Below are 26,200 nucleotides of genomic sequence, written 5' to 3'. Positions count from 1 at the left end.
GCGGGATCCCGATCATTGCGGCCGTATGAACTCTCCCGGGGCCCGGGAATAGCCGCGCCGTGATCTTCCTTGCCGATAGTGCCGCCCGTGGTCGTGACGGCGGAGGAGAGTGAGGAAGCAGATGCCCAAGGCGTACGTCTTCACCCGGTACGGCGGACCGGAGACCGAGGCCCTGGTGGAGCAGGACCGGCCGAGCCCCGGTCCCGGCCAGGTACTCGTGGCGGTCCGTGCGGCGGGTGTGAACCCCGTCGACTGGAAGCAGCGGACGGGATACGCCCGCCCCGGCGCCGGGGCACGCGAGCTGCCCGCCGTCCTCGGCAACGAGGTCGCGGGAGTCGTCGAGGAGCTCGGTCCCGACGTGACCGGGTTCACCGTGGGGGACGAGGTCTTCGGCAACCCGGTGGCCGGTGGGTACGCCGAGTACGCCCTGCTTCCGACCTCGGTCACCGCCCACAAGCCCGCCGAGCTCTCCTTCACGGACGCGGCGGCCCTGCCCGTCGCCGCGGCGACCGCGTACGACGGGATCCACCAGCTCGCCCTGCCCTCCGGCGCGACCGTGCTGATCACCGGTGCGGGCGGTGGTGTCGGCGTCGCGGCCACACAGATCGCGCGCGCCCACGGGCTCACCGTGATCGGTGTCGCGAGCGAGGGCAAGAAGGACTTCGTCGAGGAGCTCGGGGCCGTGCACGTCTCATCGGGGCCGGATCTGGCCGAGCGGGTGCGGGCCGCCGCGCCGGACGGGGTGGACGCCGTGTTCGACCTGGTCGGAGGCGAGGTGCTGGAAGCCGCGGCGACGCTGTTGGACGACCCTGCGAAGCTGATCACCGGTGCCGACCGGGAGACGGTCGCCCGGCTCGGGGGAGGACCCGTCGAACGCGCTCGCACCGCCGCCGTCCTCGACGAGGTGGCGCGCCTGGTGGTCGACGGCGGGCTCAAGCCCTTCGTGACGCGGACCTTCCCCCTCGACCGGGCCGCCGAGGCGCTGCGCACGGTCGAGGACGGCCACGCCCGCGGCAAGATCGTGATCGAGGTCGCCCGATGAGCGACCGTCGCCTCACGAGCCCCCGTTCGCCGGCCGGCGCCACGCACCCGCTGGACAATCCGGCCCTCGCCTCGCTGACCGGCCCGCACGCCCACTTCGCCGAACGCCGGGGCAGCGTCCTGCGCTATCCCGTGGACGTGTCGCCGTGGCTGGCCCTGCCCGACCACCCGACCGATGACGACTGGGCGGACCTCGCCGTTCTCGTCGGCCCCGGCGGCGAGGCTCCGCTGGCCGGCTTCAACGGGCCGACCCCGGAAGGCTGGGAGGTGACCTTCAGCCTGGACGGCGTCCAGCTCGTCGACGACGGACTCGCCGCGGCGCCGGACGCGGAAGCCGTGCGGCTCGGCCCCGCCGACGTACCGGAGATGCTGGACCTGGTCGAGCGCACCAGGCCCGGTCCCTTCCTGCCGCGCACCGTCGAGCTCGGCACCTATCTCGGCATCCGGCGCGGCGGCGCGCTGATCGCCATGGCGGGGGAGCGGCTGCACCCGCCGGGCTGGACCGAGATCAGCGCGGTCTGCACCGACCCGGACTTCCGCGGCGAGGGGCTCGCCTCCCGCCTGATCCTGGCCGTGGCGCACGGCATCCGCGAACGCGGCGAGACCCCCTTCCTGCACACCGCCGCGAGCAACACCAACGCCATCCGCCTCTACGAGTCCCTGGGCTTCAGGCTGCGCCGCAGCACCCGCTTCATGGCGGCACGGGTTCCGGAGCACCTGGCGGACGGGCAGGCCGTGGGGGTCCGTTGACGGCAAGCCCCCGCCGGTGAGGCCTCAGCCGCCGGGGGACTGTCCGGCGGCCGGTGCCCCGGCCGCCGCCGCGTTGTAACGCACCAGATAGGCGGCGAACCGCTCCAGGTCCGCCGCCGGCCAGTCCGAGAGCCGCTCACGGAACGCGATCCGGCGGCTCTCGGTGACCTGGGCGAGGATCTGGGTGCCCGCGTCCGTCAGCTCCAGCACCTGAACCCGGTGGTCCTCCGGGTCGACTCGGCGTTCGATGAGCCCGGCCCGCTCCAGCGCCGCCACCTGCCGGCTCACCGTGGACTTGTCCAACGCGTAGTGCGCCGCGAGATCGGTGGCACGACAGCCACCGCTCTCCTCCAGATGACCCAGCAGGGTGTACGAGACCAGGGAAAGCTCCGGATGCATACGCCCCGCCGAGGCCCGGGCGCGGCGGGCGAAGGCCGTCATCTCGCGCTGGATGGTCTCGACGGACACGTCGGCTGCTTCCACGGGAGCTCCTTCCAGTTCTAGTTGCATAGTACAACTTCGCGCCCGCGGTCGGCGGAGGGGAGGGAGGGTTCCCTCGCCGTCCGGCCCTTCCTGTAGGGTGACCGTCCTGGCCGCGGACCATCCCGGCCCGGGAGTTGCAGAGGAGGTGAGACCCATTACCGCTGTGTCAGGTCGGGTGCTCTCACCTCAGGACCACGCGGATCGCCGCCTGTAGGTGACCGCGAGAGCGCCCTTCGGTCCACCGAAAGGCTTCTCGGCTCTCATGCCCCCTCTCACCGATTCCGTCGTCGCCGCGCTCCGCTCCGCAGGCTGTGTCTTCGCCGAGGACGAGGCGGAGTTGATCCTCTCCACCGCCGGCACCCCGGACGAGGTCGCCGCCATGGTGGACCGGCGCGTCTCGGGACTTCCCCTCGAACACGTCCTCGGCTGGGCCGGGTTCCACGGCCTGCGCATCGTCGTCGAGCCGGGCGTCTTCGTCCCCCGCCGCCGCACCGAGTTCCTCGTCGACCAGGCCGTGGCCCTCGCCCGCGGCGCCTCCCTCGTCGTGGACCTGTGCTGCGGCTCCGGCGCGGTGGGCGCCGCGCTGGCCGCCGACCTCGGCGGGCCCGAACTGCACGCCGCGGACATCGATCCGGCCGCCGTGCGCTGCGCGCGCCGCAACGTCGCACCCTTCGGCGGCCACGTCCATCAGGGCGACCTGTTCGGGGCCCTGCCCGACACCCTGCGAGGCCGCGTCGACGTCCTCACCGCGAACGTGCCGTACGTGCCCACCCATGAGGTCGGCCTGCTGCCCCCGGAAGCCCGCGACCACGAACCGCTCGTCGCCCTCGACGGCGGCGCGGACGGGCTCGACATCCTGCGCCGCGTGACCGCCGAGGCGGCCCGCTGGCTGGCCCCGGGCGGCTGCCTCCTGGTCGAGACCAGCGAGCACCAGGCACCCGCGGCCGTCGAGGCCTTCGCCCGCGGTGGTCTGACCGCCACACTGGCCGTCTCCGACGAGCTGTACGCGAACGTGGTGATCGGCACCAGGCCCCGGGCCGCCTGACCCACGAGGCGGGCCCGTCGAGTACCCGGGCCCGCCTCGTGGGTGAGTGACCTCCGTCATTGTGCAACTAGTTGCATAAGGCGTTGTCCGTCGTCTACAACAGACATACGACACCGCGTACGGAGGGCCCGATGAGCCGTTACCCGCACCTGATGAACCCGCTCGACCTGGGCTTCACCACGCTGCCCAACCGCGTACTCATGGGCTCCATGCACGTGGGCCTGGAGGAGGCCGAGCGCGGCTTCGAGCGCATGGCGGAGTTCTATGCGACCCGGGCCCGCGGCGGCGTCGGTCTCATCGTCACCGGCGGCATCGCGCCCAATGACGCCGGCCGGCCGTACGAGGGCGGCGCGAAGCTGACCACCGAGGCGGAGGCCGAGCAGCACACGGAGATCACCGCCGCGGTGCACCGCGAGGGCGGGAAGATCGCGATGCAGATCCTGCACTTCGGGCGCTACGCCTACCACCAGGACCTGGTCGCCCCGAGCGCCCTGCAGGCGCCGATCAGCCCCTTCCCGCCGCACGCGCTCACCGACGCCGAGGTCGAGCGGACCATCGACGACTACGCCCGTGCCGCCGAGCTCGCGCAGCGGGCCGGATACGACGGTGTCGAGATCATGGGCTCCGAGGGCTATCTGATCAACGAGTTCATCGCCGCCCAGACCAACCGGCGCGAGGACCGCTGGGGCGGCTCGTACGAGAACCGCATGCGCTTCCCCGTCGAGATCGTGCGCCGCGTGCGCGAGGCCGTCGGCGAGAACTTCATCATCATCTACCGGCTCTCCATGCTGGACCTGGTGCCGGGCGGCTCCTCCCTGGACGAGGTGATCACGCTCGCCCAGGCCGTCGAGGCAGCCGGAGCGACGATCATCAACACCGGCATCGGCTGGCACGAGGCCCGTATCCCCACCATCGCGACCTCCGTGCCGCGCGGCGCCTACACCTGGGTGACCAAGAAGGTCATGGGCGCGGTCTCGATCCCCCTGGTGACCACGAACCGCATCAACACCCCGGAACTCGCGGAGCAGTTGCTCGCCGACGGCCACGCGGACATGGTGTCGCTGGCCCGCCCGATGCTCGCGGACCCCGACTTCGTCGCCAAGGCGGCGGCCGGGCGGCCGGAGGCCATCAACACCTGCATCGGCTGCAACCAGGCCTGCCTCGACCACACCTTCAGCGGGAAGATCACCTCCTGCCTGGTCAACCCGCGCGCCTGCCACGAGACGGAGCTCGTCCTCGCACCGACCCGGCTGCGCAAGCGCGTCGCCGTGGTCGGCGCCGGCCCCGCCGGCCTGGCCTGCGCGGTCTCCGCGGCCGAGCGCGGGCACGACGTCACCCTCTTCGACGCCGCGAACGAGATCGGCGGCCAGCTCAACGTGGCCCGCAAGGTCCCCGGCAAGCAGGAGTTCGACGAGACGATCCGCTACTTCCGCACCCAGCTCGAACTGCACGGCGTGGACGTCCGGTTGAACACCCGCGTCGCCGCCGAGGACGTCAGCGCCTTCGACGAGGTCGTGGTCGCCACCGGCGTCAGCCCGCGCACCCCCGAGATCCCCGGCGTGGACCACCCCAGTGTCGTCGGTTACCTCGACGTCCTGCGCGACGGCGCCCCCGTCGGCGACCGGGTCGCGATCCTCGGTGCCGGCGGCATCGGCTTCGACGTCGCCGAGTACCTGACCGACGGCGGCGACAAGGCGAGCGAGGACCCGGCGACGTACTTCCGCCACTGGGGCGTCGACATGGACTACCAGGCACCCGGCGGCCTCGCCGCCCCCGAGCGCCCCGCCCCGCCCCGCACGGTCCACCTCCTCCAGCGCAAGGCCTCCAAGGTCGGCGCCGGACTGGGCAAGACCACCGGCTGGATCCACCGCACCGAACTCAAGCACCGGGGCGTCACCATGGTCCCGGGCGTCCAGTACGACCGGATCGACGACGCCGGACTGCACGTCACCGTCGAGGGCCACAGCCAGGTCCTCGAGGTCGACACCGTCGTGCTGTGCACCGGCCAGGAGCCGCGCCGCGACCTGTACGAGGAACTGTCCGCGGCGGGTCGCAGCGTGCACCTCATCGGCGGTGCCGACGTGGCCGCCGAGCTGGACGCCAAGCGCGCCATCAAGCAGGGCACGGAGCTTGCGGCGGCGCTGTGACCGGGGGAGCCGCGTGCGGAGCGGTCGCGTGCGGAGCGGCCGAGCCCGGAGCGGACGCGCCCGGGGCCTCGGCCCGGCGTCCCTAGGATGACCCCATGTCACTCCCGCACGCGATCCTCACCGCCCTGCTCGAGAAGCCCTCGTCGGGCCTCGAACTGACCCGGAGGTTCGACAGGTCGATCGGGTACTTCTGGTCGGCCACGCATCAGCAGATCTATCGCGAGCTGGGAAGACTGGAGTCCGAGGGGTACATCCGCGCCCTGCCGTCCGAGCAGCCGGCCCGGGGACAGAAGAAGAGCTACGAGGTGCTGCCGGCGGGCCGCGACGAACTGGCCCGCTGGACCTCCGTGTCCCAGGAGCCGAAGCCCTTGCGCGATGTGCTGCTGCTGCGGCTGCGCGCCTCCGCCGTCGTCGGTACCGCGGGCATCGAGACGGACCTGCGCCGCCATCTCGACCTGCACCAACGGCAGTTGAGCGAATACGAGGAGATCCAGAAGCGCGATTTCCCGCCCGGCAAGGACACTCCCCAGGACCGGCTGCGACACCTGGTGCTGCGGGCCGGGATCGACCTGGAGACCTTCTGGACCCAGTGGCTGTCGCATGCGCTGGACGAGTTCGAGCACCTCGGAGCCGGGCCTGAAGACGTGCCTGAAGCCGTGCCCGGAGCCGGGCCCGAAGACGTCCGCGAATAGGGGCCGTCCCCTCGACCGGAGTCGGCCGTCCCCTCGACGGGAGCCGGACGGCCGCCGGTGTGACGGGCCCCGGGATCAGAGCCGGTGGGGTTTGGCTCGGCGGCGCAGGAACCAGGCCGTCGCCACGACGCCCGAAGTCACCAGCACACCGCCGCCCACCAGCGTGGCGGTCCGGTAGTTCTTGGTGGCCCCGCCGAAACCGCCCAGCACGCCGCGCGACGGCGAGGAGGCCGTGGCGGTCGAGGAGATCCTGGGGGGCGTGGAGGCCTTCGGGATCGCGCTGCCCGAGACGATGATGGACTGCGTGCCGGCCGTCGTCCCGTCCTGGCAGACCACGACGACGGTATAGGTGCCGGGGCTGACGTTGGACCAGACCGACGACTGACTGGCGCTGGTCCCGGACAACGGCATCTGGCGCCCTTGGGAGAAGTTCACCTGCCCACTGGAGAGCAGCGAGGAGTTGCCGAAACTGCTGCCGTTGCTCGGGCAGGAATTGGTGGTGACCGAGACGCTGGACCCGCTCGTGCTCACCGAGATCCCCGAACCGAAGCCGGCGGCCGACGGAGCGGTCAGGGTGAGCGGAAGCGCAGCGACGGCGGCCACGGTCAGGCCGGAGCGGATGGATATCTGAGAAGTACGCATAGGACTGCCCTCCAGCGGCACGGTTGGCGGTACATCCCATGCGCCGCCGAGGATTGGAAAGGCCCGTGCTGCCTCAGGGAGAGCCAATGCGCCTTGGGCTCCGGGCGCACGCGGGCGGGGACCGGGCAGGTGAAGAATTCGTTCGTCCGGCGGAGGATCCCCTCGCTCAGCGGGCGATCTTCTCCGTGTGGTCGCACCGGTCCCTCACCATGTGCGGCCCGCCTGGAGCAGCCGCTCCCGGACGATCGCCACGTGCGGGTTGTCCGACGCGCCCGGCCGCTGGGTGAGGTACCCGGTGTTGATGGGGGGATCCTCGGGGGACAGCAGAGGTACCAGGGCGCCGGAGGCCAGTGCGTCCAGGCACAGATAGCGGGGGAGCACGGTGATCCCCGCGCCCGCGACCACCGCGGCCAGCACGCCCCGCAGGTCGGGCACCGTGATCGAGGCCTGGCCGGTCAGCCGTACGCCGAACACATGCCGCCAGTAGCGCCGGGCGATGGGCAGATCCTCGGCGTACGTCACCAGGGGCGCCCCGTGCAGCGCGGCGGGACCCTCGCCCGCCACCCGGGCCGGGTCGATGCGCTCGGCCCACGACGGGGCGGCGACGAGCACGAACTCCTCGTCCATCAGCGGCACGGCGGTCAGGGTGCGGCCGCGCGGCCGGATCGTGGCGATGACCAGGTCGAAGCGGCCGCCGCGCAGCCCGTCCAGCAGGTCGTCGGTGAGGCCGGGAGTGACCCGCAGACGTACGCCCTGTGCGGTCAGCGGTGCCAGCGCGGGCAGGACGCGTGCGCACAGCAGCTCGGCCGGGCCCGCCAGCTGCACCGGGTCCGGTGGCTGGTCGGCGCCGGCCCCGCGGCGGTCCGCGACCGCCGCGAGCGCGTCCAGGGGCGCCGCGACCTCGGCGGCGAGTCCGTCCGCCACCGACGTGGGCACGACACCCCGGGGCCGCCGTTCGAACAGCTCCCGCCCCAGCTGTTCCTCCAGTGAGCGCATCTGTGTCGTCACCGTCGGCTGGGACAGGCCGAGCAGCCGCGCGGCCGCCGTGAACGATCCCGCGCGGTGCACGGCGAGGAAGGTGCGCAGCAGGGAGATGTCCAGGGGAGCCGTCGAGGCATCGGGTTCGCTATGGGTCACAGAGGTGAGCCTACGGTTCGCCTATTTCCGGGTGCCCGCATCCCCAGCAGTGGCGGATCCCGTCGTCACCGTCCGCTCCGCCGAGAACCCGCCCCAGGTGCCGTCCGGCAGCTTCGCCCTGATCCGCACCCGGTAGGCGACCCCGGTGTCCCGTCCCACGTAGAAGCTGTAGGTGGCCCTGCCGCTGGGCGGTGTGCCGCCCCAGACGAGCGAGGTCGCCTGTCGGCCGTCCAGGTCGATCCGGTACTCGGTGATCACTCCGTCCGTCCGTGGCGGAAGCCAGGACAGGTCGAGGTAGTACGCCCCGTCCGCGCGGTGGGAGCTCGCGCGGAACTCGGTCGGCGCGGTGCCGTGGCCGTCGTCCGCGCCCGGCGCGGTGGTGAGCCGGACGGCGGCGCTCGCGGGGGAGAGGTTGTCCGCCGCGTCGCGGGCCCGCACGGTGAAGGTGTACGCGGTGCCCGGCCGCAGCCCGGTGACGACGGTCGCCGTCTGTCCGCCGCCCACGCTGTGGATCTTCGAGCCGCCCTGGTAGACGTCGTACGAGACCACGCCCCGGGCGTCCGTCGACGCCGACCAGTCCAGTTGGGCCGCCCGGCTCGCGACGGCCCTGCCGTGCGGCCGTCCGGGGCGGGTCGGAGGCGTACGGTCGGCGGCGACCTCGACCGGTGTGGTGGCGCGCACCGGCTCGCTGGGTGGTCCGGGGTTCCCGTCGGCGTTCAGGGCCCGGACCGTGAAGACGTAGGCCGTGGACGGGGTCAGCCTGGTGACGTCCAGCATGTGCTCGTCGCCGGGCACCCGCTCGACCCTGGTGGCGCCGCGGTACACCTCGTACCCGGTGACCTTCACGTCCCCGGAGACGGCGTTCCACATGACGTGCACGGTGGTCGCGCTGCCCGCCGCCGCGGTGACCCCCATCGGGGCCGGTGGCAGCCCCTCGCCCCCGGTGTTGTTTCCCGCGCCTCCACCGCACGCGGTGAGGACGAGCAGCGAGCCGCAGATCAACGCAAGGGAAACGCGTCGCACAGGCCTGCCTTCCCTCGACGGGATTGGTCTGTACCTATAAGACACGGCGGACGCGGCCACATCAAGGGGGCGGTGGCCGTTCGTCGGACCGTTCGCGGGCTACGTATGCTGATGCCTGACGCGGTGTGAACTTGCCCTCTTCCCAGGGAAGTTCGTGCCCGCGGCGCGGACCGCTGTCGTCGCTGATGCCGCGCCGGCGAGGGCGGTCGAGAGGCCCGGGTCGATGACGGCTCGGGCCCTCGGCCGCAGTGCACCCGTCGAGACCGCCGTGCACCGTCCGGCCCCTTCCCGGTGGACGCACCGTCAGAAACACGCCAAATTTTGCTAAATGACCGTCAATGTCCCCCAGGAGAGGGTCTCTTATCGTGCGTGTCCAGTCGCTGACCCTGGCCGTGGCCGGCGTGGCCCTGCTCGCTCCCGCCCCGTCTCCCGCCGCCCGTCCGAGCCTGCCCGCGGCGGCGCGGGAGGGGAAGGTGCGCGCCGCCGACCTGCTCGCCAAGGTCCGTGACTGCGTGGCCGTCTCGAAGGGGGGCTACCGCACCGACAACAGCGCCCGCCCCGAGATTCCCGTCTGCGGGACGCGGGGCGCGGTGTTCTGGAAGGCCGACATGGACATCGACTGCGACGGCCGCCCCGGCCTCCTGTGCAACGAGCGGACCGACCCGTTCTTCTCCGGGACCACCGCGTATCGGCAGTCCGACGGGCGGTACCTGAGCGCCGAGACCCTCCCGTATGTCGTCGTGCCCGCGCCCAGTGACATCTGGGACCACCGCGCCCACGGCATCCGAGGCGGCTCGGTGGTCGCGGTGATCTACCAGGACCGGGTCCAGTACGCCGTGGTCGGCGACACCGGACCGCACGCGATCATCGGCGAGGCCTCGTACGCCACCGCCAAGGCGCTCGGCATCCGCCCCGACCCGCGCGTCGGCGGGACACCTTCCGGGGTCACCTACATCGCCTTCAAGGACTCCCGGGTGTCCCCCATCGAGGATCACGCGGCAGCCGTGACCGAGGGTGAGCGACTGGCCCGGCAGTTCGTGCGCGGCCGCTGAGCGGGCGCAGGGGCACCGGGCCTCGCCTGCCGGGCGAGGCCGGTGCCCCTGCTTGTTCCCTCACACCTTCCGGTAGGTGTACGCCTCCGTGGCCGCCGCCTCGACCGCCGCGAGGTCGGCTCCCGTCGAGGCCGTGACCACCGCGGCCACCGCGCCCTCCACGAAGGGCGCGTCCACCAGGCGGCTGTTGTCGGGGAGCTCGTCCCCCTCCGCCAGCAGGGCCTTCACGGTGAGAACCGCGCTGCCCAGGTCGGTGAGCACGGCGATCCCGGCACCGCGGTCCACCGAGGCGGCGGCCGCGGAGATCAGTTCGGCGCTGGTGCCGAGACCGCCGTCCATCGTGCCGCCGGCCGGCGCGACGGGAGCGGTCGTGCCGCCGCCCGCGAGCCCCGTCGCCAGCTCGGCGACCGAGGCGGCGACGGCGGCGCTGTGGGAGACCAGCACGACGCCGACGAGCTTGTCCGTGCTGCCCGTGGATTCACTCATCGGAGGCCTCCAAGAGGGCGCTGATCAGCAAGGACGAGGAGGTGGCGCCCGGATCCTGGTGCCCGATGCTGCGCTCGCCCAGATAGCTGGCCCTGCCCTTGCGGGCCTGCAGCGGCGTCGTCGCGACGGCGCCCTCCTCGGCGGCCGTCTTCGCCGCGGCGAAGGACTCGGGGAGCGCGTCCACCGCGGGCACCAGCGCGTCGATCATGGTCTTGTCGCCGGGCGCGGCTCCGCCCAGCGCCATCACGGCGTCCACGCCCGCGCGCAACGCGTCCGTGAACTGTTCCTCGGTGACCTCGGCTGCGTCCCCGAGGGCCTTGCCCGTACGGCGGAGCAAGGTGCCGTACAAGGGCCCCGACGCGCCGCCGACCGTGGAGATCAGCCGGCGTCCGGCGAGGGTGAGAACGGCGCCGGGGGTGTCCGGCGCCTCCTTCTCCAGCGTGGCCACCACGGCGGTGAACCCGCGCTGCAGATTGCTGCCGTGGTCGGCGTCGCCGATCGGCGAGTCCAGAGCGGTGAGCCGCTCCGCCTCGCGGTCGACGGACGCGGCGGTCGCCGTCATCCAACGGCGGAAGAAATCGGCGTCGAGCACAGAATCTCCTTGCGTGGTGCGAACGTTGGCCGGGCGGGACCGCGACATCATGCCGATGTCGCGGGGTTCACACGCCCCAGCGCAACGCGGGCGTCTTCACCGGCGCGTCCCACAGCCGCAGCAGCTCCTCGTCCACCTGGCACAGCGTCACCGAGGCGCCCGCCATGTCCAGTGAGGTGACGTAGTTCCCGACCAGCGTGCGTGCCACGGGCACCCCGCGCTCGGTGAGGACCCGGTTCACCTCCGCGTTGAACCCGTACAGCTCCAGGAGCGGCGTCGCTCCCATGCCGTTGACCAGCAGCAGGACGGGATTGCGCGGGTTGAGGTCCTCCAGGATCGCGTGCACCGAGAAGTCGGCGATCTCGTGCGAGGTCATCATCGCGCGCCGCTCCCGGCCCGGCTCGCCGTGGATGCCGACCCCGAGCTCCAGCTCACCGGGCGGGAGGTCGAAGGTGGGGCTGCCCTTGGCCGGCGTGGTGCAGGCGCTCAGTGCGACACCGAAACTGCGGGAGTTCTCGTTGACCTGCCGGGCCAGTGACTGAACCACATCCAGCGGAGCGCCCTCCTCGGCCGCGGCGCCCGCGATCTTCTCCACGAACAGGGTCGCGCCGGTGCCACGCCGTCCCGCGGTGTACAGACTGTCGGTGACGGCGACGTCGTCATTGACGAGGACCTTCGCCACCCGGATGCCCTCGTCCTCGGCGAGCTCGGCCGCCATGTCGAAGTTGAGCACGTCACCCGTGTAGTTCTTCACGATGAACAGCACGCCCGCGCCGCTGTTCACGGCCGCCGCAGCCCGCAGCATCTGGTCCGGCACCGGAGACGTGAAGACCTCGCCCGGACAGGCCGCCGACAGCATCCCGGGCCCCACGAAACCGCCGTGCAGCGGTTCGTGCCCCGATCCGCCACCGGAGACGAGGCCCACCCGGCCGGCCACCGGGACGTCCCGCCGTACGATCACCCGGTTGTCCACATCCACCGTCAGCTCGGGATACGCGATCGCCATACCCCGCAGCGCGTCCGCGACCACCGTCTCCGCCACGTTGATGAGCATCTTCATGGATACCTCCTGATGAGACTAGCGGATGGGCCTCTGACCTCTGTCTTTGCAGGTCAGGCCACATTGGGGCAGTAAACGATCTCGGCGGTTCATGTCGGTCGGAAGCGGGTTCTGGCGGTACTGATGCTGACCTGTTGCTGACTTTGGTGACAGGTTGTCAGATACGGCCGATGTGCATACGGATCGGCCCGAGAAGCCTGCTCCGGGAAGTGTCGACGCTGGGGATGCGGTGATCCCCTGTGCGGATGCAAACGGACATGTCTGCGGCTGTCCGGCTGTCGGGCGAAATCCGGCCTCAGGGCGGACTGCAGAGACACTGTCTGGCCGAGTGTTCATCGGAGGCGCGGGGGGCTCCGGCGCGAGTGTAGTAAGCACTTCGTGTCTCGATCCCAGACTCGGGCGTGTTCCGCATTCCATGCGGGCCTGGTGGTGGAGAAGTCTGTTGTGGCCCGCTCAACCGAGCATCCCCGAAATTCTGGCTGGGTGCCAGATGTCGTGAAGGAGGTCGGAGGACAGGGCGGCTGCAGCCCTGGCGGGGTCGCATTCGGTGGTGGGACTGTCGTGCGGTGGAACTTCAGCGGGCGTTCCCAACAGGACATCGAGGAGGGCCGGCAGGACTGGATGGAGGGGACTCGCTCGGCGATGTGCGCGGCTATGACGGCGCTCCTTGTCCGCTCCCGAACTCCCGCCGCCGAAACCATCCGGGCGGATCGCAGACCGTCGGACCCTCGACGCTTGCGCGTAGATCGCTCGCCGAGACACGGCTCAGATGCATCAGCTGTACCGAGGCATCAAAGAGCACAACGTTGATCATCACTCCGTCCTGTGTCGACGAAGATTTGGCACTTCCGATCAGAACCGGCGAGCGTGTGGGAGTGATGCTTGGCGCGGCGCCATCGACGTTGGTGCGAATCCGCGACCCTTGCCGGCGGAACGGCGGAGCGCATTCCGTGACCGTAAGCGGTACTTTTCGGAGCCGCCAGCAGATTCTTGGTCTGCTGGCGGTACAGAGGCAGCGCGTCGCTGACCAGCGCAAACAGTGCCCGTCTCGGCTTTGACAGGATTGCTGGCCCGGGAATGGTCCGGATCTTGGCCGATGCGATCCCTCGGACTGGGTGGCCGCCCGGTGCCACTCAGCGGTCGGAGCCGGGAAGAGGGGGGTGCCGCCTACTGCGTCCGCTCGCACTCTGGTGTGACATGGTCATCGGCCGATACCGCCCTGCGCGCCGAATCCCGCACGCTGCTGGCGTAGAGCGATAGTCCGCTCGCCGTGGCCGCGTGCGGTGGTGGCCATCCGTCGTGAGCTATGACTGTCCCACATGGCACAGGTTGTAGAGACCGTCCAGGAGCGTCCAGCTGGTCCAGAACAGGCGCGTAATGCCAGTTCAGGGCCTCACGGTCCGGGGGAGTCCGCACGGTTGGTGAGACCTGTGTGAGAGCGGGTGAGACGACGAAGCCCTGCCCAGGTTTCGAGTACGTCGCTGCGCCGCCATGGGGGTCCCCCCGCTCACGCGAAGCCGAGAGTGGGGGAGGGTTACGTCGTCATCGCCACCGCACCTTCGAGCGCTGCGTCGTTGCCACCGTCGACACCCCCTTGCCAGCGCCGACACCACCCACTTCCGTGTGCTCCCTGGAAGGCTCCCTGGCGTACGGCAGGCCACTGTGACCTTCCGTGGAGGCTGGCCGGAGGGCGCGCCGGAGCGGAGAATGGCGCTGTTGCCCAGCTCGTCGGTTGGGCGGTGGTCGGATGGACAGGCTCGGCCGGGTGGCTGCGCGCGCTGGAAACCGACCGACGCTGACAGCGTGGCCGTAACGATGCGTGTTGCGGACCGCGTACACCGGAACACTCGGCGCCACCGCCTGGCACCCCCATCGGGCGCACACTGGACACAGAAGACCCATGTGTCGTCGAACATGGAGGTGGGCCATGAGCATCCTGGAAGAACACGTCGACGTTGGAGTGCCGATCGACAAGACTTGGGACGACCTCCACCGGGTGGAGAACTATCCGCGGTTCGTGGAAGGAGTGCGCGAGGTCCGTACGGAGGCGGGTGGTGGAGCGCGTCTGGACGTCGAGGCCGGCGGCCGGGCCCGGGTGTTCGAGGCCGAGATCTCCGATCGCAAGGGGGAACGCGTGATGGAGTGGCACGCCACCAGCGACCTCGAACTGGGGGGTTCCTTCTCGCTGCAGCCGATCAACGAGAACCGCACCCGGGTCCAGGCACGGCTCGAGTACGACCCCGACGCGATCAGGGAGACCTTCGGCGGGCTGAGGGGATTCGCACAGGTGAACGCGATCGAACGGCTCGTCCGCAGCGATCTGGAGCATTTCAAGGAGTACGTGGAACAAGGGGGCTGAGCGGTAGAGAAGGCGTGTGCTGGAGGCTGTCGAGGACGGCAGCCTCCGCTCGGATCCGCCGCCGGCGAGCCGGGGCGCCGTTCCGTCGGAGCCCGCGGTGGGGCGGGGGATCCGATGGATATGGAATGGCCCCGTTTGGAGTCGCATGCTCCGAACGCCGGTCAGGTCTCGATCACGGCATCGCAGTCGGAGCAGACCACGGATGCGTACTGCACGGGGTACCAGGGAGCGCCAGGGTGTTCGGAGGGCTTCCAGTAAGCCGTCTGCATCGCGAAGGTGTCCTTGCCGCAGAGGGTCCGCGGTCCCGTCGCGGAGGGCTCCCCCGGGGCGGAGGGTGCGGCGTGCACCTTGTGGACGGGCCGTTCCTCACCAGCCGGTATCCCCAGGGAGGAGTGCTTGGCCATTGGGTTGTCGAGCTCGTACACGACGACGATTTCGCCCATGCCTCCACAGTAGGCGGCCGGGCGGCCGACCTGCTCGCAGCCTCGAGTCGGGTGGCTATCCAGTCCCATCCACCGGTTCGAGCCTGGCCACCTCGAACTCCACGATGATCTCGTCAGCCAGCCGCAACGCACCCAAGAACGCGGTGTAGGGCTTGATTCCCCAGGCGGATTGAGTGACGGTCGCTCAGCAGCGCAACAGCCTGTCGCCATTCCCCTTCCCGTGCACCGTGACCGGTTGGGTTCGGGCCTTGATGGTGAGCTCCCCGGTGATCTCGAAGGACTGCGGGGTTCCTGTGATGCGGGTGGATCGTCTGCTCGATCGGCAACGTGCCCCTGGCCGCGCTGCTGTGGAAGGGCGGCATGGGCTTCGGCGGCGTGATCGCCTTCATCTACGCCGACCTGTTGATCCTCCCGATCCTCAATAGCTACGGGAGGTACTACGGCGCGCGCATGGCCGCCCTTCGGGACCGACGCCGCACATCGATGCGTCACCCGGGCCTGCGCGACAACGCCGTGCCAGCCATGAAGCACTCGCCCTTCGTGCCCGGCGCAGTACGGAAACGCGGGCCATTCCGGAGACGCTTTGCCGAACTGCCCAGACTGCGCCGGCTCGATATGCGGAGCAACCGTATTGCCCGGCTGGCGGACTGGGGCGTCCGGGTGCCCTCACTGGAGAAGCTGGGCCTGCGCTGGAAGCCGTGCGAGCTCTCCCCGTGGCCGCTGACAGGAACAGCGGGAGTTGCGTCGTCCTGACCTGAGCGGACTGCCCGCCCGCACACGAGGGTCGTCCGGACGGCTCCCCGCTATTGCGGTGCAACGGCTTGAGCCACTCCTCGGCGACGACATCCGCCGGCACCATGCGGGGCGCCTTCCAGCGGAAGGGAACCCCGAATGCACCTAGTGCAGAGTGAGTCAACGCCGGGATCACGCGCCTGATCAGCACCCAAGACGCCCGGGATGCACTACTCGGAGCGAAAGGCCGACCGGCCGCCACCATGGCCCGCCCGAATCGGGCGCCTGGCATAAATTCGGATACATGGACGAGGCGCCCAGACGTACCGATCCCACGACGGACCGAGTGTCCGCCGCGCTCATGCTGGGCTGCTCCCCCGAGCAGGTCGGCCCATGCTCCCGCTGCCAGGGGCTGACCTGCCGATACGGACGCGACGCCCAGCTCGTGTGCCTTGCCTGCCGGGCGAGCGAGGAACGGGCCGCCGGGGACGCACCCGCTTCGGGTACTTGTGCTCACCGGTCTCCGAGTCCTCGTCGCGAGAAGCCTGCACTTCACCCACTGAATGCTGAAAAATTTACCCAAATCCTATTGACTCTTAGCAAATTTCATGCAGGGTGATTGGTAGACCATAACACCGAAAGAGCCATAAAGTTGGTGAGGACGTCTGGTCGGCGGAGTGACTTGGACAGGATGTGGTTCAGGCCCCCGGCAAGCCGGCGCGATACCGAGGCAACAGTGACGACTGAAGCTTCAGGACACGCGCAGCACTACCGGGGACTGTTTTGACCTCAGAGCCTTCGCGCGGGCCTGACCGCGGCGCGAAGGCTCTGCCACGCCCGCGCTCCGCGGAACCGAAGAGTACCAAGCCTGTCCTCCGCGGCCGGATCGGTCAGTCTGCATCGATGTCGGGCTGGATCTCCACGGTGAAGGCCGCGTCCTCGGGGCCGTCGCCTTCCTTGTCCTCCCAGACGATCACGCGTACGTGCCTCTGCCCGGTGCCGCGCACCTCCCACTCGGTCACCAGGTCGGTGACGACGAGGGTGGCGACGTATTCGGCGGCCTCTTTGGGATCGTCGGTGATGACGGTCCCCCGCCACTGCTCGGGATGGCCGCCGTAGAGGCGCCAGCCCTGCGAGCCGTGCGGCTCGTCGACCCGGTACACCCAGCCCTTCTCGGTGCCCATGGCGCCGATCCTTCCACTCAAGGAGCATCACGCGCCGCCTCGGATCGAGCCCGCCGAGCGCGGGGCGACCGGCTACAACAACTGCCCCGACGGCATCGAGCAGGAGGACACGGGGGGTGACGCGGGGGACTTCCTCGTGACCCGGGCAGCTCGCTGGGGGTGGCCGCGACCGGGATGCGTGCCAGGTGCTGTGGGCTGACGCTGGGTTTATGAAGGCCGCATGGTCCGGGATGATCCGGTTTGCGTTGGTCACGCTGCCGATCAGGCTGTACGCCGCCACGGAGGAGCGTCCCGTGCGCCTTCACGAGATCCATGTCAGCGATGGAAGCCGCGTCGAGCACCGTCGCTTCTGCAAGGCCGAGAACCGGGAAATCCCATACGAACAAGTCGGCAGGGGCTTCGCCTTGGGCGACGGGCGCATGGTGCCGCTCACGGACGAGGACCTGGCTCATCTGCCTCTGCCCACAAAGCGGACCGTCGACGTGCTTGGTTTCGTGCCCTTCGAGGACATCGACCCGATCAGTTACGGGCGGCCGTACTACGTGGGCTCCGGACTGGGCGCCGACCGCCCGTACTCCCTACTCGTCGAGGCGCTCGCCCGCACTGGCTACGTCGCCGTCTCCAAGGTCGCCCTCCGCGGCCGGGAGCGGCTGGCGCTGCTCCGCCCTCGCCACGGAATGCTCATCCTTCAGACTCTCCTGTGGCAGGACGAGCTGCGCGACCCCGGAGACCTCGCGCCCTCGACGCCGGTCACCGACCGGGAACTGGAGCTGGCCGAGGTGCTGATCCGGGAACTCACCGGCATCGACGTCGGCGAGGTGCACGACGAGTACGCCCACGCCCTTGAACAGCTCGTGGACGTGAAGATCACCGGCGGTGAGCTTGCCGGGCCGGCGGAGGCCGCCCCTTCGCTGGACCTGAAGGCGGCACTGGAGGAGAGCATCCGGGGTGCCAAGCGGGCGCACCGACGCCCGTCGGCCCGGCCCCGGTCATAGCCCTCGTGGCCGTACAAGCGCCGCGGACGTTTGCTGTAGCGGATGCTGCCCGGTGCGCTGCCGGGGCAACGGACATGGCTATCGCGCTGCTGGGGATGTTGGCGCAGATGGAACGGATCTACAGGCTGGAGCGTGCCGCCGGCGCCCGTGCCGCAAGGGAAGCCCGCGGACTGCCGACCGGACGGCCCGCGAAGCGCAACGCGACCACCTGCGACGGAGCCGCCCAGCGCATCAAAGACGGCGCGATTCCCGAACAGGTCGCCGCAGAGCTCGGCGTCAGCCGCTCCACGCTGTACCGAGAGCTACGCAAGCACCGCGAGAGCACCAGCCACGAAGACTGATCAGTGAACCAAGCCGCATCCCTGCTGGTCAGCGGTATCCGTTGTTTCAGTGGGCGCTACCGGGACCCCGACACCTTGCGACGCTTGCTACCGATGACGGACTCTGGTCGTAGTCGTCCACAGGCACGGGCAGAGTACACAGCTGCCCTACCTTGCTGCTCCTGTGGTCCGCGGGGTGCGAAATGAAAGTCGAACTGATCCAACAGGCTGCCAACGTGCTGTTCGGTGTCCCGGACGATGCGCATGAGGAGATCATCACGCTCATCACTGCTGTGACCCGGGCCCCGAAGCTACAGGCCCCGGAGCTGGCCGCAGTATTCGGTGAATGGTGCTGGCTTGTCTACACCAGCCACGGTGACGTGATCGAAGTGCTGGACGTCGGCTGCGCCCGGTGACGTCAGCGGCGTGCGGGGCTCTTGCGCTGTGGTCTGGCGTGCTGGGTCTGTACGTGGTCCTCCTCGGGGCCGTGTTCAGCGGCATCTGGCTCGTACTCATGGGCTGGTTCGTGATCGCCTCAGCGACTGCGGAGAGCGGGCAGGCTACGCTCCAAGTACTCCTGTGGGGCGTCCCGGTGCGCGAGGCCATGATCGCCAGCCCTCTTGTGGCCGCAGCCGACACCACCGTCGCCGGCTTTCTCGCCGCCCCCTTCCCACTACCGTCACTCGGCCTTCCCCGTCACCGACAAAATGCCGTGGGGCGCCGACCGTATTTGGGGTGCCTCCCATCCGGTGCCGACAGGACGTCCCCGATTATGGCCCGCGGCGAAGCCGGAGGGAGCATGGAGGAGAGGGAATAACGATGGCGCGGATCCTCGTCAAGGGCGACGACCTCGTCGTACGTCTGTCGTGGTGGGAGAAGGCGGCCGCAGGCCGCGGCACTGTGCGTGTGCTTCTGGAGGCGGTGTGCCGGGTGACGGTGGAACCCGACTGGTGGCGCGCCCTGCGCGGAGTCGCTCAGCGCGGCGTCTGGATTCCCGGTGCGCTGTGCATCGGCACGCGGGGCCACCATGGCGGGAAGGATTTCGTGGCGGTGCGGCCCGGCAGGCCCGTGGTGTGCATCGAACTGTGGCCCAGGGCTCCTTTCAGCCTGATCGCTGTCTCCGTACGGGACGACGCCGAGGCCACGGCACGATGGCTCTGCCGTCTGGCCCCGAAGATCGACTCTTCCACCTGTTGCCGGCAGGCTATTCCCGTCCCTGAGGAGACAGACCATTCCTGAAGAGATCCGGGCATGAATGAAAGCCGCTGAGTGAGCGGTGCGGAGGAGCAGTCATCAGGGTCGTGACTCTTTCGCCCCCGAAGGCTGCTCATCCCGCCTCGGGAGGCCGGTCGTACTCGCGCAACAGTGTTCGATGCGGCGGTTGTTGATGGACTACCAGTCGTAAAGGCACTGTGCCTACCAGGGCAGGAGAATCCAGACGCTGTTGCCGGCCCGCTGAGTGACCTCGGCGCTGCGCGGTGGCGGAACGGCACGCCGACGACTCGCAGCGCTGATCGGCGGGCTACTCCTTCCAGTTGGTGAGACGATCACCGCCGCCTCCACGGGCGCATGGCCAGGCAGACGTCCACTTGTCGTGGTGGCCTGTCCCGGTCGGCGCATCGCCTGCGCCGACCCTCTTCCGCCTCGGCTATGAAGTCGCCGCCGTCGACAGGTCCCGCTGAACCGTCGACGTGCGACCGTTGGCCAACGGCAGCGTGAGAACCACCGTGAGGCCGCCGCCGGGCGTGTCCTCGGCGTTGAGGGTGCCGTCCATGGCCTCGGCGAAGCCTCGGGCGACCGCTAGCCGAGCCCCACTCCATTGCCGCGAGGGGCGTCGCCGTAGCGCTGGAAGGGCTCGAAGAACAGCGGTTCTCCGGATCGATAGCGACCGGGGGCGATGAGGTTGATGCCCGCCGCATTGAGGGGTGCCAGGGCAGGGGTTATCTCCTCGCCCTCTGCTTCCAGAATCCGCTCGGCGCGGAGAAGTCCCAGGACAGCGGCAGCAGGAGCGGCCGAGGCAGGTGACGCAGCCTCCAGGCGGCCACCTTGTACCGAAGGCTGGGCACGCTGCCAGGGCGCCCTCGGCCGAGATCGCGCAGTGCCGTCGCCACCACTCGTTGGGGCCGGAGCCATACCCGGTTCGGCACGCGTGCCGGCTCGATGCCGGAGCGTTCGAAGATCTCGGTTCTGGTGAATCCCGGCAGGAGCGTCATCATGCGGACGCCGGAGCGGCGGACGTACGCCGATCTGCCCACGGCGTCGGTGAAGGCGAGGACCCAGGACTTGCTGGCCGGATAGGTTGTGGCCAGGCCGCGGGGACCGAACGCGGAGAACGAGGCAACGTTCACCACGCGGCCCGAACCCCGCTCGATCATGGCCGGCAACACTGCGTGGGTGAGCCGGAGCACCGCGCGGACGTTGATGTCCAGCATCAGCTCCTCAGCCGCGATGCTGGTGCGCGGGAACGGCTTGCTCAGCATGATCCCCTCGTTGTTCACCAGCAGATCGACCGCCCCTTTCGAGGCGAGCCGGTCCGTCACGGTCCGGCAGCCCTCCGGCGTGGACAGATCAGCCGCCAGCGTCTCCACTCGCGGGCCACTCTCCCGGTGGAGGGAACCGGCGAGGTTCTCCAGATCGGCATGGGTGCGTGCGACGAGGATCAGGTCGTGGCCTTCGTCGGCCAGCCGCTGTGCGAAGGCGCGGCCGATACCCGAAGTCGCGCCGGTCACCTGGGTCTTGAGCGGGGATGGTACAGACTGCGGGTGAAGAAGACCAGGAGCAGGCCCGTGGCCGCGCAGATCATGACGGCGGAGCGGAGTGCGGCCTCACGCAGGGTCTGCAGAGTGTCCAGCAGATCTGCGGTCTCGCCGGTCACCATGACCGGACCCGTGGTGGTCCCGGGTGGATGTCCCGGACCAGCCTCTGTGCGGCCGCAGTGCCCGGGTCGAGTCGCGTGGCGACCTCGAACCACGTGCCGCGGCCGGGCCCGGCTCGTTCGGTCGCCGACCTTCGGCTCGCTCCCGGCGCGGGTGCTGTCGGGCTGCCGCGCACCGTCGCTGAAGACGCCGGCGGGGCCTGGGACAGACAGGACATGCGGCGTCCGGGACAGGTCGGCCGCGAAGCGCGCCGCGGTGGTGGAGCCGGGCTGGACGGAGACGAGCAGTACGAGGGGGCGCGGCTTTCGCCGTACGTACGCGGATCGGTCTGCCGCCAGGCGTCACGACGACATTGAGAGTCATCTGTCCTGACCGTATGTGACATGCCGCGTGTGGCGTAATGGGCTCTTTTGGTTGGTCGGTCGCGTCACTCTGTGCGGGTTGATCACAGCCGTGTCAGGAGCTCGTGTGTACAGATCACGTGAGCGGGTCGAGGAATTGAAGACGCCGGTGCGGGGGTTCGGCTGTGGCGGAAGGTGAGCGGGAGCCCGACAAGGGCACGGTGGACCGGTCGGAAGGGTTCGGTGAGCGGCTGCTGGGTGTGCTGCTGGACCGGGCACACGAGATGCCGCCGCAGCTGATCGCCCCGCTGATCGCGGAAGAGGTGGCCAGGGTCGGTGGCCGTGACGTTTCGATCCTGCTGCAGGACTACGGCCAGCTGGTGCTGGTGCCGCTACCGGGTCGGCGGCTGATGGTCGGTGAGCCTGAGCCGATCGATGACTCTGCCGCCGGCACGGCCTTCCTGTACGCGACCATTGTCGAGGTGCCGCAGGCCGACGGCGTCCGGATGTATCTGCCGTTGCTGGACGGCAGCGACCAGGTGGGCGTGATGGCCCTCACCATGGATGTCGTCGGTGACGACGACCGGCGGCTGCTGCGCCGGCTCGCCGGCCTGGTCGCTGACATGTTGGTCACCAAGCACTGCTACACCGACCAGTTCTTCCTCGCCCGGCGCCGCGAACCGATGAGCGTGGCCGCGGAGATCCAGTGGTCGCTGCTGCCGCCGCTGGCGATGTCCATCCCGCAGGTCGCGGTGGCCGGAATCCTGGAGCCCGCCTACAACGTCGCAGGCGACAGCTTCGACTACGCCCTCAACGAAGACATCCTGCACGTGGCCATGGTCGATGCGATGGGCCACGGCCTGGACGCCGCCACGATGGCGACCGTCGCCGTCGGGGCTTACCGGCACGCCCGACGTGCCGACATCGGCCTGTCCGAGATCTACGCGTTCATGGACCGGGCGATCGCCGAGCAGTTCGGACCCGACCACTTCGTCACCGCGCAGATGATGCGTCTGAACATTGCAACGGGCCACCTGCAGTGGGTCAACGCCGGCCACCCCGCTCCGCTGCTGATCCGCGACCACCGGGTCGTCCGGCAGCTGGCAGGCCCGACCACCTTGCCGGTCGGCTTCGGCGGTGAAGATCCCCAGATCAGCGAGCAGATGCTCCAACGCGGCGACCGAGTGCTGTGCTTCACCGACGGCCTGATCGAGGAGCACGAAGCCGGCGAAGAACCGTTCGGCGAGGAACAGCTCATCCACTGGGTCAACCGCATCGAACATGGGGAGATGGGAGTACGAGCGGTGGTGCGCTCGCTCTCCCACGCCCTGAAGCGGCAACGAGGCGGCCGCACCAGCGACGACGCGACCCTCTTCCTGATCGAATGGCGCGGGGGCGCGGCCGACCACCTCGCCGTCCTGGACTGAGCCGACAGCCGCGCCACCATGAACAGAGCCGACGGCATGAGCACCCTGCCGGTAGAGCCGGCTCCCCGATCCCCCCGGGGAATGACGCGACCGTCCACAGCCGTACCTCGGCAGGCGAGCGCGAACAACGGCGTGGCAACACTCAGGGCGGAGCCACCCGTTAGGTGGATCTCGATGCGGGAGGTCCCGCCGCAGGTGGTTCCGCTCCGCCATGGTCATCATGACCGGCCCGACAGATCGGGCCGGCATCTCACGTCATGAGGAGACGAGATGGCGTTGGTACGTGACCGGCTGGCGGCCACGGTCCTGGTAGCCCTACCCCTGTTGCTGGGGCAGTCGTCTCGCTGACCACGGCTAGCGGGAACCCGGGCGCGACTGCATCCGTGACGACACCGGCCGCCCCCGGCCGGACAGCCGCAGCGGAGCATCTCCAGCGCGACGGAGAGCTCTCCATGACCGTGCGCTACACCGTGTGGCAGACCGGCACCACCTACGACGTGGACGGCATCGGCTGGACCCCCAACGCCACCGTGCGCACGTACGTGGAGGGCTGGTCACGTCCGCCGACCACACGGCAGTGGAGCATGGACATCACCGACGCCCATGGCAACTTCCACTTCAGCCGCTACGAGCCGTACGAACCCCGCGAGACGGGAAACCTGCACCTGCCCATGGTGGACGCGGCAACCGGACACCGAAACGGCATCGCCATCCGTCGGCCCTGAATCCAAAGAGCCTTCCGTACCTGTCTCTTGGCGTAGGAGACCTCGACGTAGCCCGGCCCGAGGACCCCTCTGCCGAGGGGGACGAAGACCAGCCGTCGGCGGCTGAGCGGCCTGGTTCGGACGGCGGCCATGGCGAACTCGTCGGCGGCGGTGTCGACGTGGATCGCTGCGAGTGCGACGGGCCGCCCCCTCCGGGTCGCTGCTGAGAGTGCACCGGCCCCCGGGTCGCGTCAGCCGCGTTCCTCCTCCTCGGCCTCCATGAGTCGGATCCCCCGATGCGTCAACATCACCATCGCGGGTGTGTTGCCCTGCGCCCAGTCGACGGTGATGAGCTCTTCGCCTTCCAGATATGCGCAGGCCGCGGCGAGATCCTGCTCAGGGACCTGGAGGTCGTCACGCAGCCTCGCTCCGGTGATGCCAAGGAGGCGATTGCCTTCCGTGGCCTCGTACAGCATTTTCATGATCGCTTCGCGGTAGCTCTTCCGCTCGTGCAGTGTTGCCATGATTGCCGCCACTCGTGCCGGGCATCGACGAGGAGTCCGTGGGGCCGACGATCACGGGCATGGCACGATCCCGTCTTATGGCGGGTCTTCACCGTCCGTTGCAATGGTTCGGCGAGAACGGCACCAGCGTGGAAGCCGGTGTGCGAAGGATTCCCTGTCTCCTCACTCTACTCCGGGCCTTGTCCGGAGAACCTGGGTGTTACCTACGCGGGCAATCTGCTACAAGCCGGTGGGGTGGGGCAACGTGGCCGTCCGTGTGCGGGAGCCTCTGGGAGTGGGGAGTGGCTCCGGCGGCCTCCGGCCTCGGGGCGGCCGACGATTCGGGTTCAGCGACAGGACCCGGCGGCGAATGTTCCGGCGCCGGAGGATCAGTCGGCCTCGGCCGACGTCCCGGGTGTCGTGACGGGGGGCGGACCGTGGAGGGCTGGGCGGCGAGTCCGGAAGGTGGTTGTCCAACGGCTTGCCCAGGATGTTTCTCCCGGTCGATGGGGTGCCGTAGGAGTGGAGACCGATGCTTTCCGCGTGCTGAGCGCTGAGCCGGGTGATCAGACGGGTGGCCGCAACGGTCAGGATCAGTAGGGCGCTGAAGGCCACGGCGGTGACCATGACGCTCACTTCGCCATGATCAGGCGGCACGGCCGGGCGGCAGCTGCCCGGTAGAAGGAGGTGTGATCCCCGTCCTCCCAGGTTTCCTCGGAATTCTGATTCAGGGCAGTCATGGAACTGCCGTGAAGGGCGTGTTCCGCTGCCATGAGCGCGCTCGCGGTCGAGTCGGAGCTGTCGCTCGCGGCGGCCAGCAGGCGAGCGGCTGCCGGGGCGCTGGTCTCCGGTGGTATCACCAGCAGGTTCCAGCTGCCCGTGGTGTGGGACAGCAACAGGATCTTGTGGGGGTCCAGCTCAGTCGTGAACCAACCGACCCTCACCATGTGACCGTTGACGGGCACCCTGCTCGGGATGGCAGACCAGTACGTCGGGTTGACGGCGATCCGGGTGATCCGTCCGGACAGGGGGTCCAGTACGTCGGCCAGAGCGGAGAGTTCGTGTGTCAGGTCCCGGGAGCGGGGCCACCATGCGCCGTCGAGAGGCCCTCGGGACGTGCTCACGGGTTTTAGCGCGAGGCGAGCGGTCGGGACCCTGAAGGGCGCGATCCGCAGCGGGGGTCGGTCGGTGGTCGCGGACATCGCGCGCACCTGTCTCCCGGCCGCTGTTTGGGGCGGCCCGGTGTGGTCACTCGCCGAGAACGACACCGGCATGGCGGCCGGTGTGCGAAATACTCTCGATGTCTCCACGCTACTCCCGCGGCACGTCGAACGGGCCCCGGCCAGGCACCCGTTCCGAACGCTGCCCATCACGCACCGCGCCATCACGCACCGCGCACAGCGACATCACACACCGCGCCGGTCCGCCCGTCATGCCTGTCACTTGCCCGCCGCCGGAATCGGCGCGCGGCCGATGGCGGTCCCCACGGGGCCGTGTGAGGAGGTGTGGCGAGCGTCGTGTCCGCCTTCGGAGTCCCAGACCGTTTCCCGTGCCGCGTCCCATGCGGCGGCCTCGGCCTCGGCGGCGATGCGGAAGAGCTCGGCCTCCTGGATCAGGCCGCTTGCGGTAAGGCTGCGTGCGGGATCCGTGGCGGTGGTCATCAGCCGGGCGGCCGTGACGGCGTCGGTCTCGGGTGGGATCACCAGCAGGTCCCAGCGGCCGGCGGTGTAGGAGAGCAGCAGCAGTTTGTGCGGATCCTGCTCGGCCTTGAACCAGCCGACCTTCACCACATGGCCCTGGACGGGAACCTTACGGGGGATGACCGGCCAGAACGTGGGGTTCACGGTGACGTGGGTGATCCGCCCCCACCGCGGGTCCAAAACCGCGGTAAGCAAGGGCAGTTCGGCCGTCAGGTCGCGGGAGCGTGGCCACCATGCGCCGTCGATCAGGGCGGAGGCAGTGCCGGGCGGCGCCAGCTGCAACCGGAGAGGTGGCGGTGAAGAAGAGGAGGTCCGGTCTTCGACCGCGGGCTTGTCGAACGTGGTTGCGGTCATCACGCGAACCCTGCCCCGGGCCGGCCAGGACCGGCCCGGTGTCATGAATCGCCGGGGACGGCACAGGCATCGAAGCCGGTGTACGAAGTACCCTCGGTATCTCAAGGATACT

The 26,200-nt window shown here is 69.7% G+C and carries 27 protein-coding genes and 2 pseudogenes; 14 read left to right on the top strand and 15 right to left on the bottom strand.

Annotation, left to right across the window (positions count from 1 at the left end; all coding sequences use genetic code 11):
* Positions 1 to 121: 121 nt before the first annotated feature.
* Together OG568_RS06860 and OG568_RS06855 are read left to right on the top strand one after the other, a co-directional pair.
* Positions 122 to 1,042, top strand: a complete 921-nt coding sequence (locus OG568_RS06860) for an NADP-dependent oxidoreductase (protein WP_329536281.1) — start codon at positions 122 to 124, stop codon at positions 1,040 to 1,042.
* Positions 1,039 to 1,791 (top strand): GNAT family N-acetyltransferase, encoded by a 753-nt coding sequence (locus tag OG568_RS06855; RefSeq protein ID WP_329530730.1) that lies wholly within the window; start codon positions 1,039 to 1,041, stop codon positions 1,789 to 1,791. The genes OG568_RS06860 and OG568_RS06855 overlap by 4 nt, the downstream gene beginning before the upstream one ends.
* Before the next feature lie 24 nt (positions 1,792 to 1,815).
* Here the strand turns inward: OG568_RS06855 and OG568_RS06850 are convergent, their stop codons facing one another.
* Positions 1,816 to 2,232: a MarR family winged helix-turn-helix transcriptional regulator gene (locus OG568_RS06850; RefSeq protein ID WP_443077851.1), complete on the bottom strand. Its 417-nt coding sequence runs from the start codon at positions 2,230 to 2,232 to the stop codon at positions 1,816 to 1,818.
* Between the two features lie 304 nt (positions 2,233 to 2,536).
* Here OG568_RS06850 and OG568_RS06845 point away from each other — a divergent pair, with 304 nt between their 5' ends.
* The 3 genes from OG568_RS06845 to OG568_RS06835 all read left to right on the top strand — a co-directional run bounded on the left by OG568_RS06845 (position 2,537) and on the right by OG568_RS06835 (position 6,158).
* Positions 2,537 to 3,319 (top strand): putative protein N(5)-glutamine methyltransferase, encoded by a 783-nt coding sequence (locus OG568_RS06845; protein ID WP_329530728.1) that lies wholly within the window; start codon positions 2,537 to 2,539, stop codon positions 3,317 to 3,319.
* A 131-nt stretch (positions 3,320 to 3,450) separates the two neighbouring features.
* On the top strand, positions 3,451 to 5,466 hold the full coding sequence (locus tag OG568_RS06840) for an NADPH-dependent 2,4-dienoyl-CoA reductase (protein WP_329530727.1): 2,016 nt from the start codon (positions 3,451 to 3,453) through the stop codon (positions 5,464 to 5,466).
* A 95-nt stretch (positions 5,467 to 5,561) separates the two neighbouring features.
* The gene (locus OG568_RS06835) at positions 5,562 to 6,158 is read left to right on the top strand and encodes a PadR family transcriptional regulator (protein WP_329530726.1); all 597 of its coding nucleotides are present in this window, start codon (positions 5,562 to 5,564) and stop codon (positions 6,156 to 6,158) included.
* 75 nt (positions 6,159 to 6,233) lie between these two features.
* Here OG568_RS06835 and OG568_RS06830 read toward each other — a convergent pair whose 3' ends face one another.
* The 3 genes from OG568_RS06830 to OG568_RS06820 form a co-directional block, all read right to left on the bottom strand.
* The gene (locus tag OG568_RS06830) at positions 6,234 to 6,800 is read right to left on the bottom strand and encodes a hypothetical protein (RefSeq protein WP_329530725.1); all 567 of its coding nucleotides are present in this window, start codon (positions 6,798 to 6,800) and stop codon (positions 6,234 to 6,236) included.
* 204 nt (positions 6,801 to 7,004) lie between these two features.
* A complete protein-coding gene (locus OG568_RS06825; protein WP_329530724.1) occupies positions 7,005 to 7,937 on the bottom strand; it encodes a LysR family transcriptional regulator in 933 nt (310 codons plus the stop codon).
* Between the two features lie 21 nt (positions 7,938 to 7,958).
* Positions 7,959 to 8,960: a fibronectin type III domain-containing protein gene (locus OG568_RS06820; RefSeq protein WP_329530723.1), complete on the bottom strand. Its 1,002-nt coding sequence runs from the start codon at positions 8,958 to 8,960 to the stop codon at positions 7,959 to 7,961.
* 365 nt (positions 8,961 to 9,325) lie between these two features.
* Between OG568_RS06820 and OG568_RS06815 the strand changes: the two genes are divergently transcribed.
* Positions 9,326 to 10,012, top strand: coding sequence for a glycoside hydrolase family 75 protein (locus tag OG568_RS06815; RefSeq protein ID WP_329530722.1), 687 nt, complete (start codon positions 9,326 to 9,328; stop codon positions 10,010 to 10,012).
* A gap of 60 nt (positions 10,013 to 10,072) precedes the next feature.
* On the opposite strand, the gene OG568_RS06810 is transcribed toward OG568_RS06815, so the two are convergent.
* The 3 genes from OG568_RS06810 to dhaK form a co-directional block, all read right to left on the bottom strand.
* The gene (locus tag OG568_RS06810; protein ID WP_266425834.1) at positions 10,073 to 10,498 is read right to left on the bottom strand and encodes a PTS-dependent dihydroxyacetone kinase phosphotransferase subunit DhaM; all 426 of its coding nucleotides are present in this window, start codon (positions 10,496 to 10,498) and stop codon (positions 10,073 to 10,075) included.
* Positions 10,491 to 11,090 (bottom strand): dihydroxyacetone kinase subunit DhaL, encoded by a 600-nt coding sequence (gene dhaL, locus OG568_RS06805; protein WP_266588912.1) that lies wholly within the window; start codon positions 11,088 to 11,090, stop codon positions 10,491 to 10,493. The genes OG568_RS06810 and dhaL overlap by 8 nt, the downstream gene beginning before the upstream one ends.
* Before the next feature lie 67 nt (positions 11,091 to 11,157).
* Complete coding sequence (dhaK, locus tag OG568_RS06800) at positions 11,158 to 12,150, bottom strand: dihydroxyacetone kinase subunit DhaK (protein ID WP_266588914.1); 993 nt, start codon at positions 12,148 to 12,150, stop codon at positions 11,158 to 11,160.
* A gap of 1,927 nt (positions 12,151 to 14,077) precedes the next feature.
* Here dhaK and OG568_RS06795 point away from each other — a divergent pair.
* Positions 14,078 to 14,509, top strand: coding sequence for an SRPBCC family protein (locus tag OG568_RS06795; protein ID WP_329530721.1), 432 nt, complete (start codon positions 14,078 to 14,080; stop codon positions 14,507 to 14,509).
* Positions 14,510 to 14,670: 161 nt separating this feature from the next.
* On the opposite strand, the gene OG568_RS06790 is transcribed toward OG568_RS06795, so the two are convergent.
* Positions 14,671 to 14,952 carry a hypothetical protein gene (locus OG568_RS06790; protein WP_329530720.1) on the bottom strand — a complete coding sequence of 94 codons (282 nt, stop codon included), beginning with the start codon at positions 14,950 to 14,952 and terminating at the stop codon, positions 14,671 to 14,673.
* A gap of 309 nt (positions 14,953 to 15,261) precedes the next feature.
* Here OG568_RS06790 and OG568_RS06785 point away from each other — a divergent pair.
* Positions 15,262 to 15,408, top strand: a pseudogene (locus OG568_RS06785) (permease); the annotation flags it as partial.
* Positions 15,409 to 16,574: 1,166 nt separating this feature from the next.
* Here OG568_RS06785 and OG568_RS06780 read toward each other — a convergent pair.
* The gene (locus OG568_RS06780) at positions 16,575 to 16,868 is read right to left on the bottom strand and encodes a hypothetical protein (RefSeq protein WP_329530719.1); all 294 of its coding nucleotides are present in this window, start codon (positions 16,866 to 16,868) and stop codon (positions 16,575 to 16,577) included.
* A 209-nt stretch (positions 16,869 to 17,077) separates the two neighbouring features.
* Here OG568_RS06780 and ku point away from each other — a divergent pair, with 209 nt between their 5' ends.
* The 4 genes from ku (at position 17,078) to OG568_RS06760 (ending at position 19,422) form a co-directional block, all read left to right on the top strand.
* On the top strand, positions 17,078 to 17,863 hold the full coding sequence (ku, locus tag OG568_RS06775; protein WP_329530718.1) for a non-homologous end joining protein Ku: 786 nt from the start codon (positions 17,078 to 17,080) through the stop codon (positions 17,861 to 17,863).
* 74 nt (positions 17,864 to 17,937) lie between these two features.
* Entirely contained in the window at positions 17,938 to 18,204 is a 267-nt protein-coding gene (locus OG568_RS06770) for a helix-turn-helix domain-containing protein (RefSeq protein WP_329530717.1), read from the top strand.
* Between the two features lie 182 nt (positions 18,205 to 18,386).
* Entirely contained in the window at positions 18,387 to 18,599 is a 213-nt protein-coding gene (locus OG568_RS06765; protein WP_329530716.1) for a hypothetical protein, read from the top strand.
* 403 nt (positions 18,600 to 19,002) lie between these two features.
* The gene (locus tag OG568_RS06760; protein ID WP_329530715.1) at positions 19,003 to 19,422 is read left to right on the top strand and encodes a hypothetical protein; all 420 of its coding nucleotides are present in this window, start codon (positions 19,003 to 19,005) and stop codon (positions 19,420 to 19,422) included.
* A 409-nt stretch (positions 19,423 to 19,831) separates the two neighbouring features.
* Here the strand turns inward: OG568_RS06760 and OG568_RS06755 are convergent.
* The 3 genes and pseudogenes from OG568_RS06755 to OG568_RS06745 all read right to left on the bottom strand — a co-directional run.
* A pseudogene (locus OG568_RS06755) lies at positions 19,832 to 20,076 on the bottom strand (ATP-binding protein); the annotation flags it as partial.
* A gap of 47 nt (positions 20,077 to 20,123) precedes the next feature.
* On the bottom strand, positions 20,124 to 20,912 hold the full coding sequence (locus tag OG568_RS06750; protein ID WP_329530714.1) for an SDR family NAD(P)-dependent oxidoreductase: 789 nt from the start codon (positions 20,910 to 20,912) through the stop codon (positions 20,124 to 20,126).
* Positions 20,909 to 21,061, bottom strand: coding sequence for a hypothetical protein (locus OG568_RS06745; RefSeq protein WP_329530713.1), 153 nt, complete (start codon positions 21,059 to 21,061; stop codon positions 20,909 to 20,911). Before OG568_RS06745 ends, OG568_RS06750 begins: the two co-directional genes overlap by 4 nt.
* A 524-nt stretch (positions 21,062 to 21,585) precedes the next feature.
* Between OG568_RS06745 and OG568_RS06740 the strand changes: the two genes are divergently transcribed.
* Entirely contained in the window at positions 21,586 to 22,827 is a 1,242-nt protein-coding gene (locus OG568_RS06740) for a PP2C family protein-serine/threonine phosphatase (protein ID WP_329530712.1), read from the top strand.
* Between the two features lie 452 nt (positions 22,828 to 23,279).
* Positions 23,280 to 23,552 carry a hypothetical protein gene (locus OG568_RS06735; protein ID WP_329530711.1) on the top strand — a complete coding sequence of 91 codons (273 nt, stop codon included), beginning with the start codon at positions 23,280 to 23,282 and terminating at the stop codon, positions 23,550 to 23,552.
* 230 nt (positions 23,553 to 23,782) lie between these two features.
* Here the strand turns inward: OG568_RS06735 and OG568_RS06730 are convergent, their stop codons facing one another.
* The 3 genes from OG568_RS06730 to OG568_RS06720 form a co-directional block, all read right to left on the bottom strand.
* A complete protein-coding gene (locus tag OG568_RS06730) occupies positions 23,783 to 24,055 on the bottom strand; it encodes a hypothetical protein (RefSeq protein ID WP_329536280.1) in 273 nt (90 codons plus the stop codon).
* A 611-nt stretch (positions 24,056 to 24,666) separates the two neighbouring features.
* Complete coding sequence (locus OG568_RS06725) at positions 24,667 to 25,158, bottom strand: DUF5994 family protein (protein ID WP_329530710.1); 492 nt, start codon at positions 25,156 to 25,158, stop codon at positions 24,667 to 24,669.
* Between the two features lie 315 nt (positions 25,159 to 25,473).
* On the bottom strand, positions 25,474 to 26,088 hold the full coding sequence (locus tag OG568_RS06720; protein WP_329530709.1) for a DUF5994 family protein: 615 nt from the start codon (positions 26,086 to 26,088) through the stop codon (positions 25,474 to 25,476).
* Positions 26,089 to 26,200: the final 112 nt, after the last annotated feature.

The organism is Streptomyces sp. NBC_01450 (assembly GCF_036227505.1).
Classification (GTDB): domain Bacteria; phylum Actinomycetota; class Actinomycetes; order Streptomycetales; family Streptomycetaceae; genus Streptomyces.
Note: the sequence above shows the minus strand (reverse complement) of the source record. Positions and strands in the feature narration are given on the sequence as shown.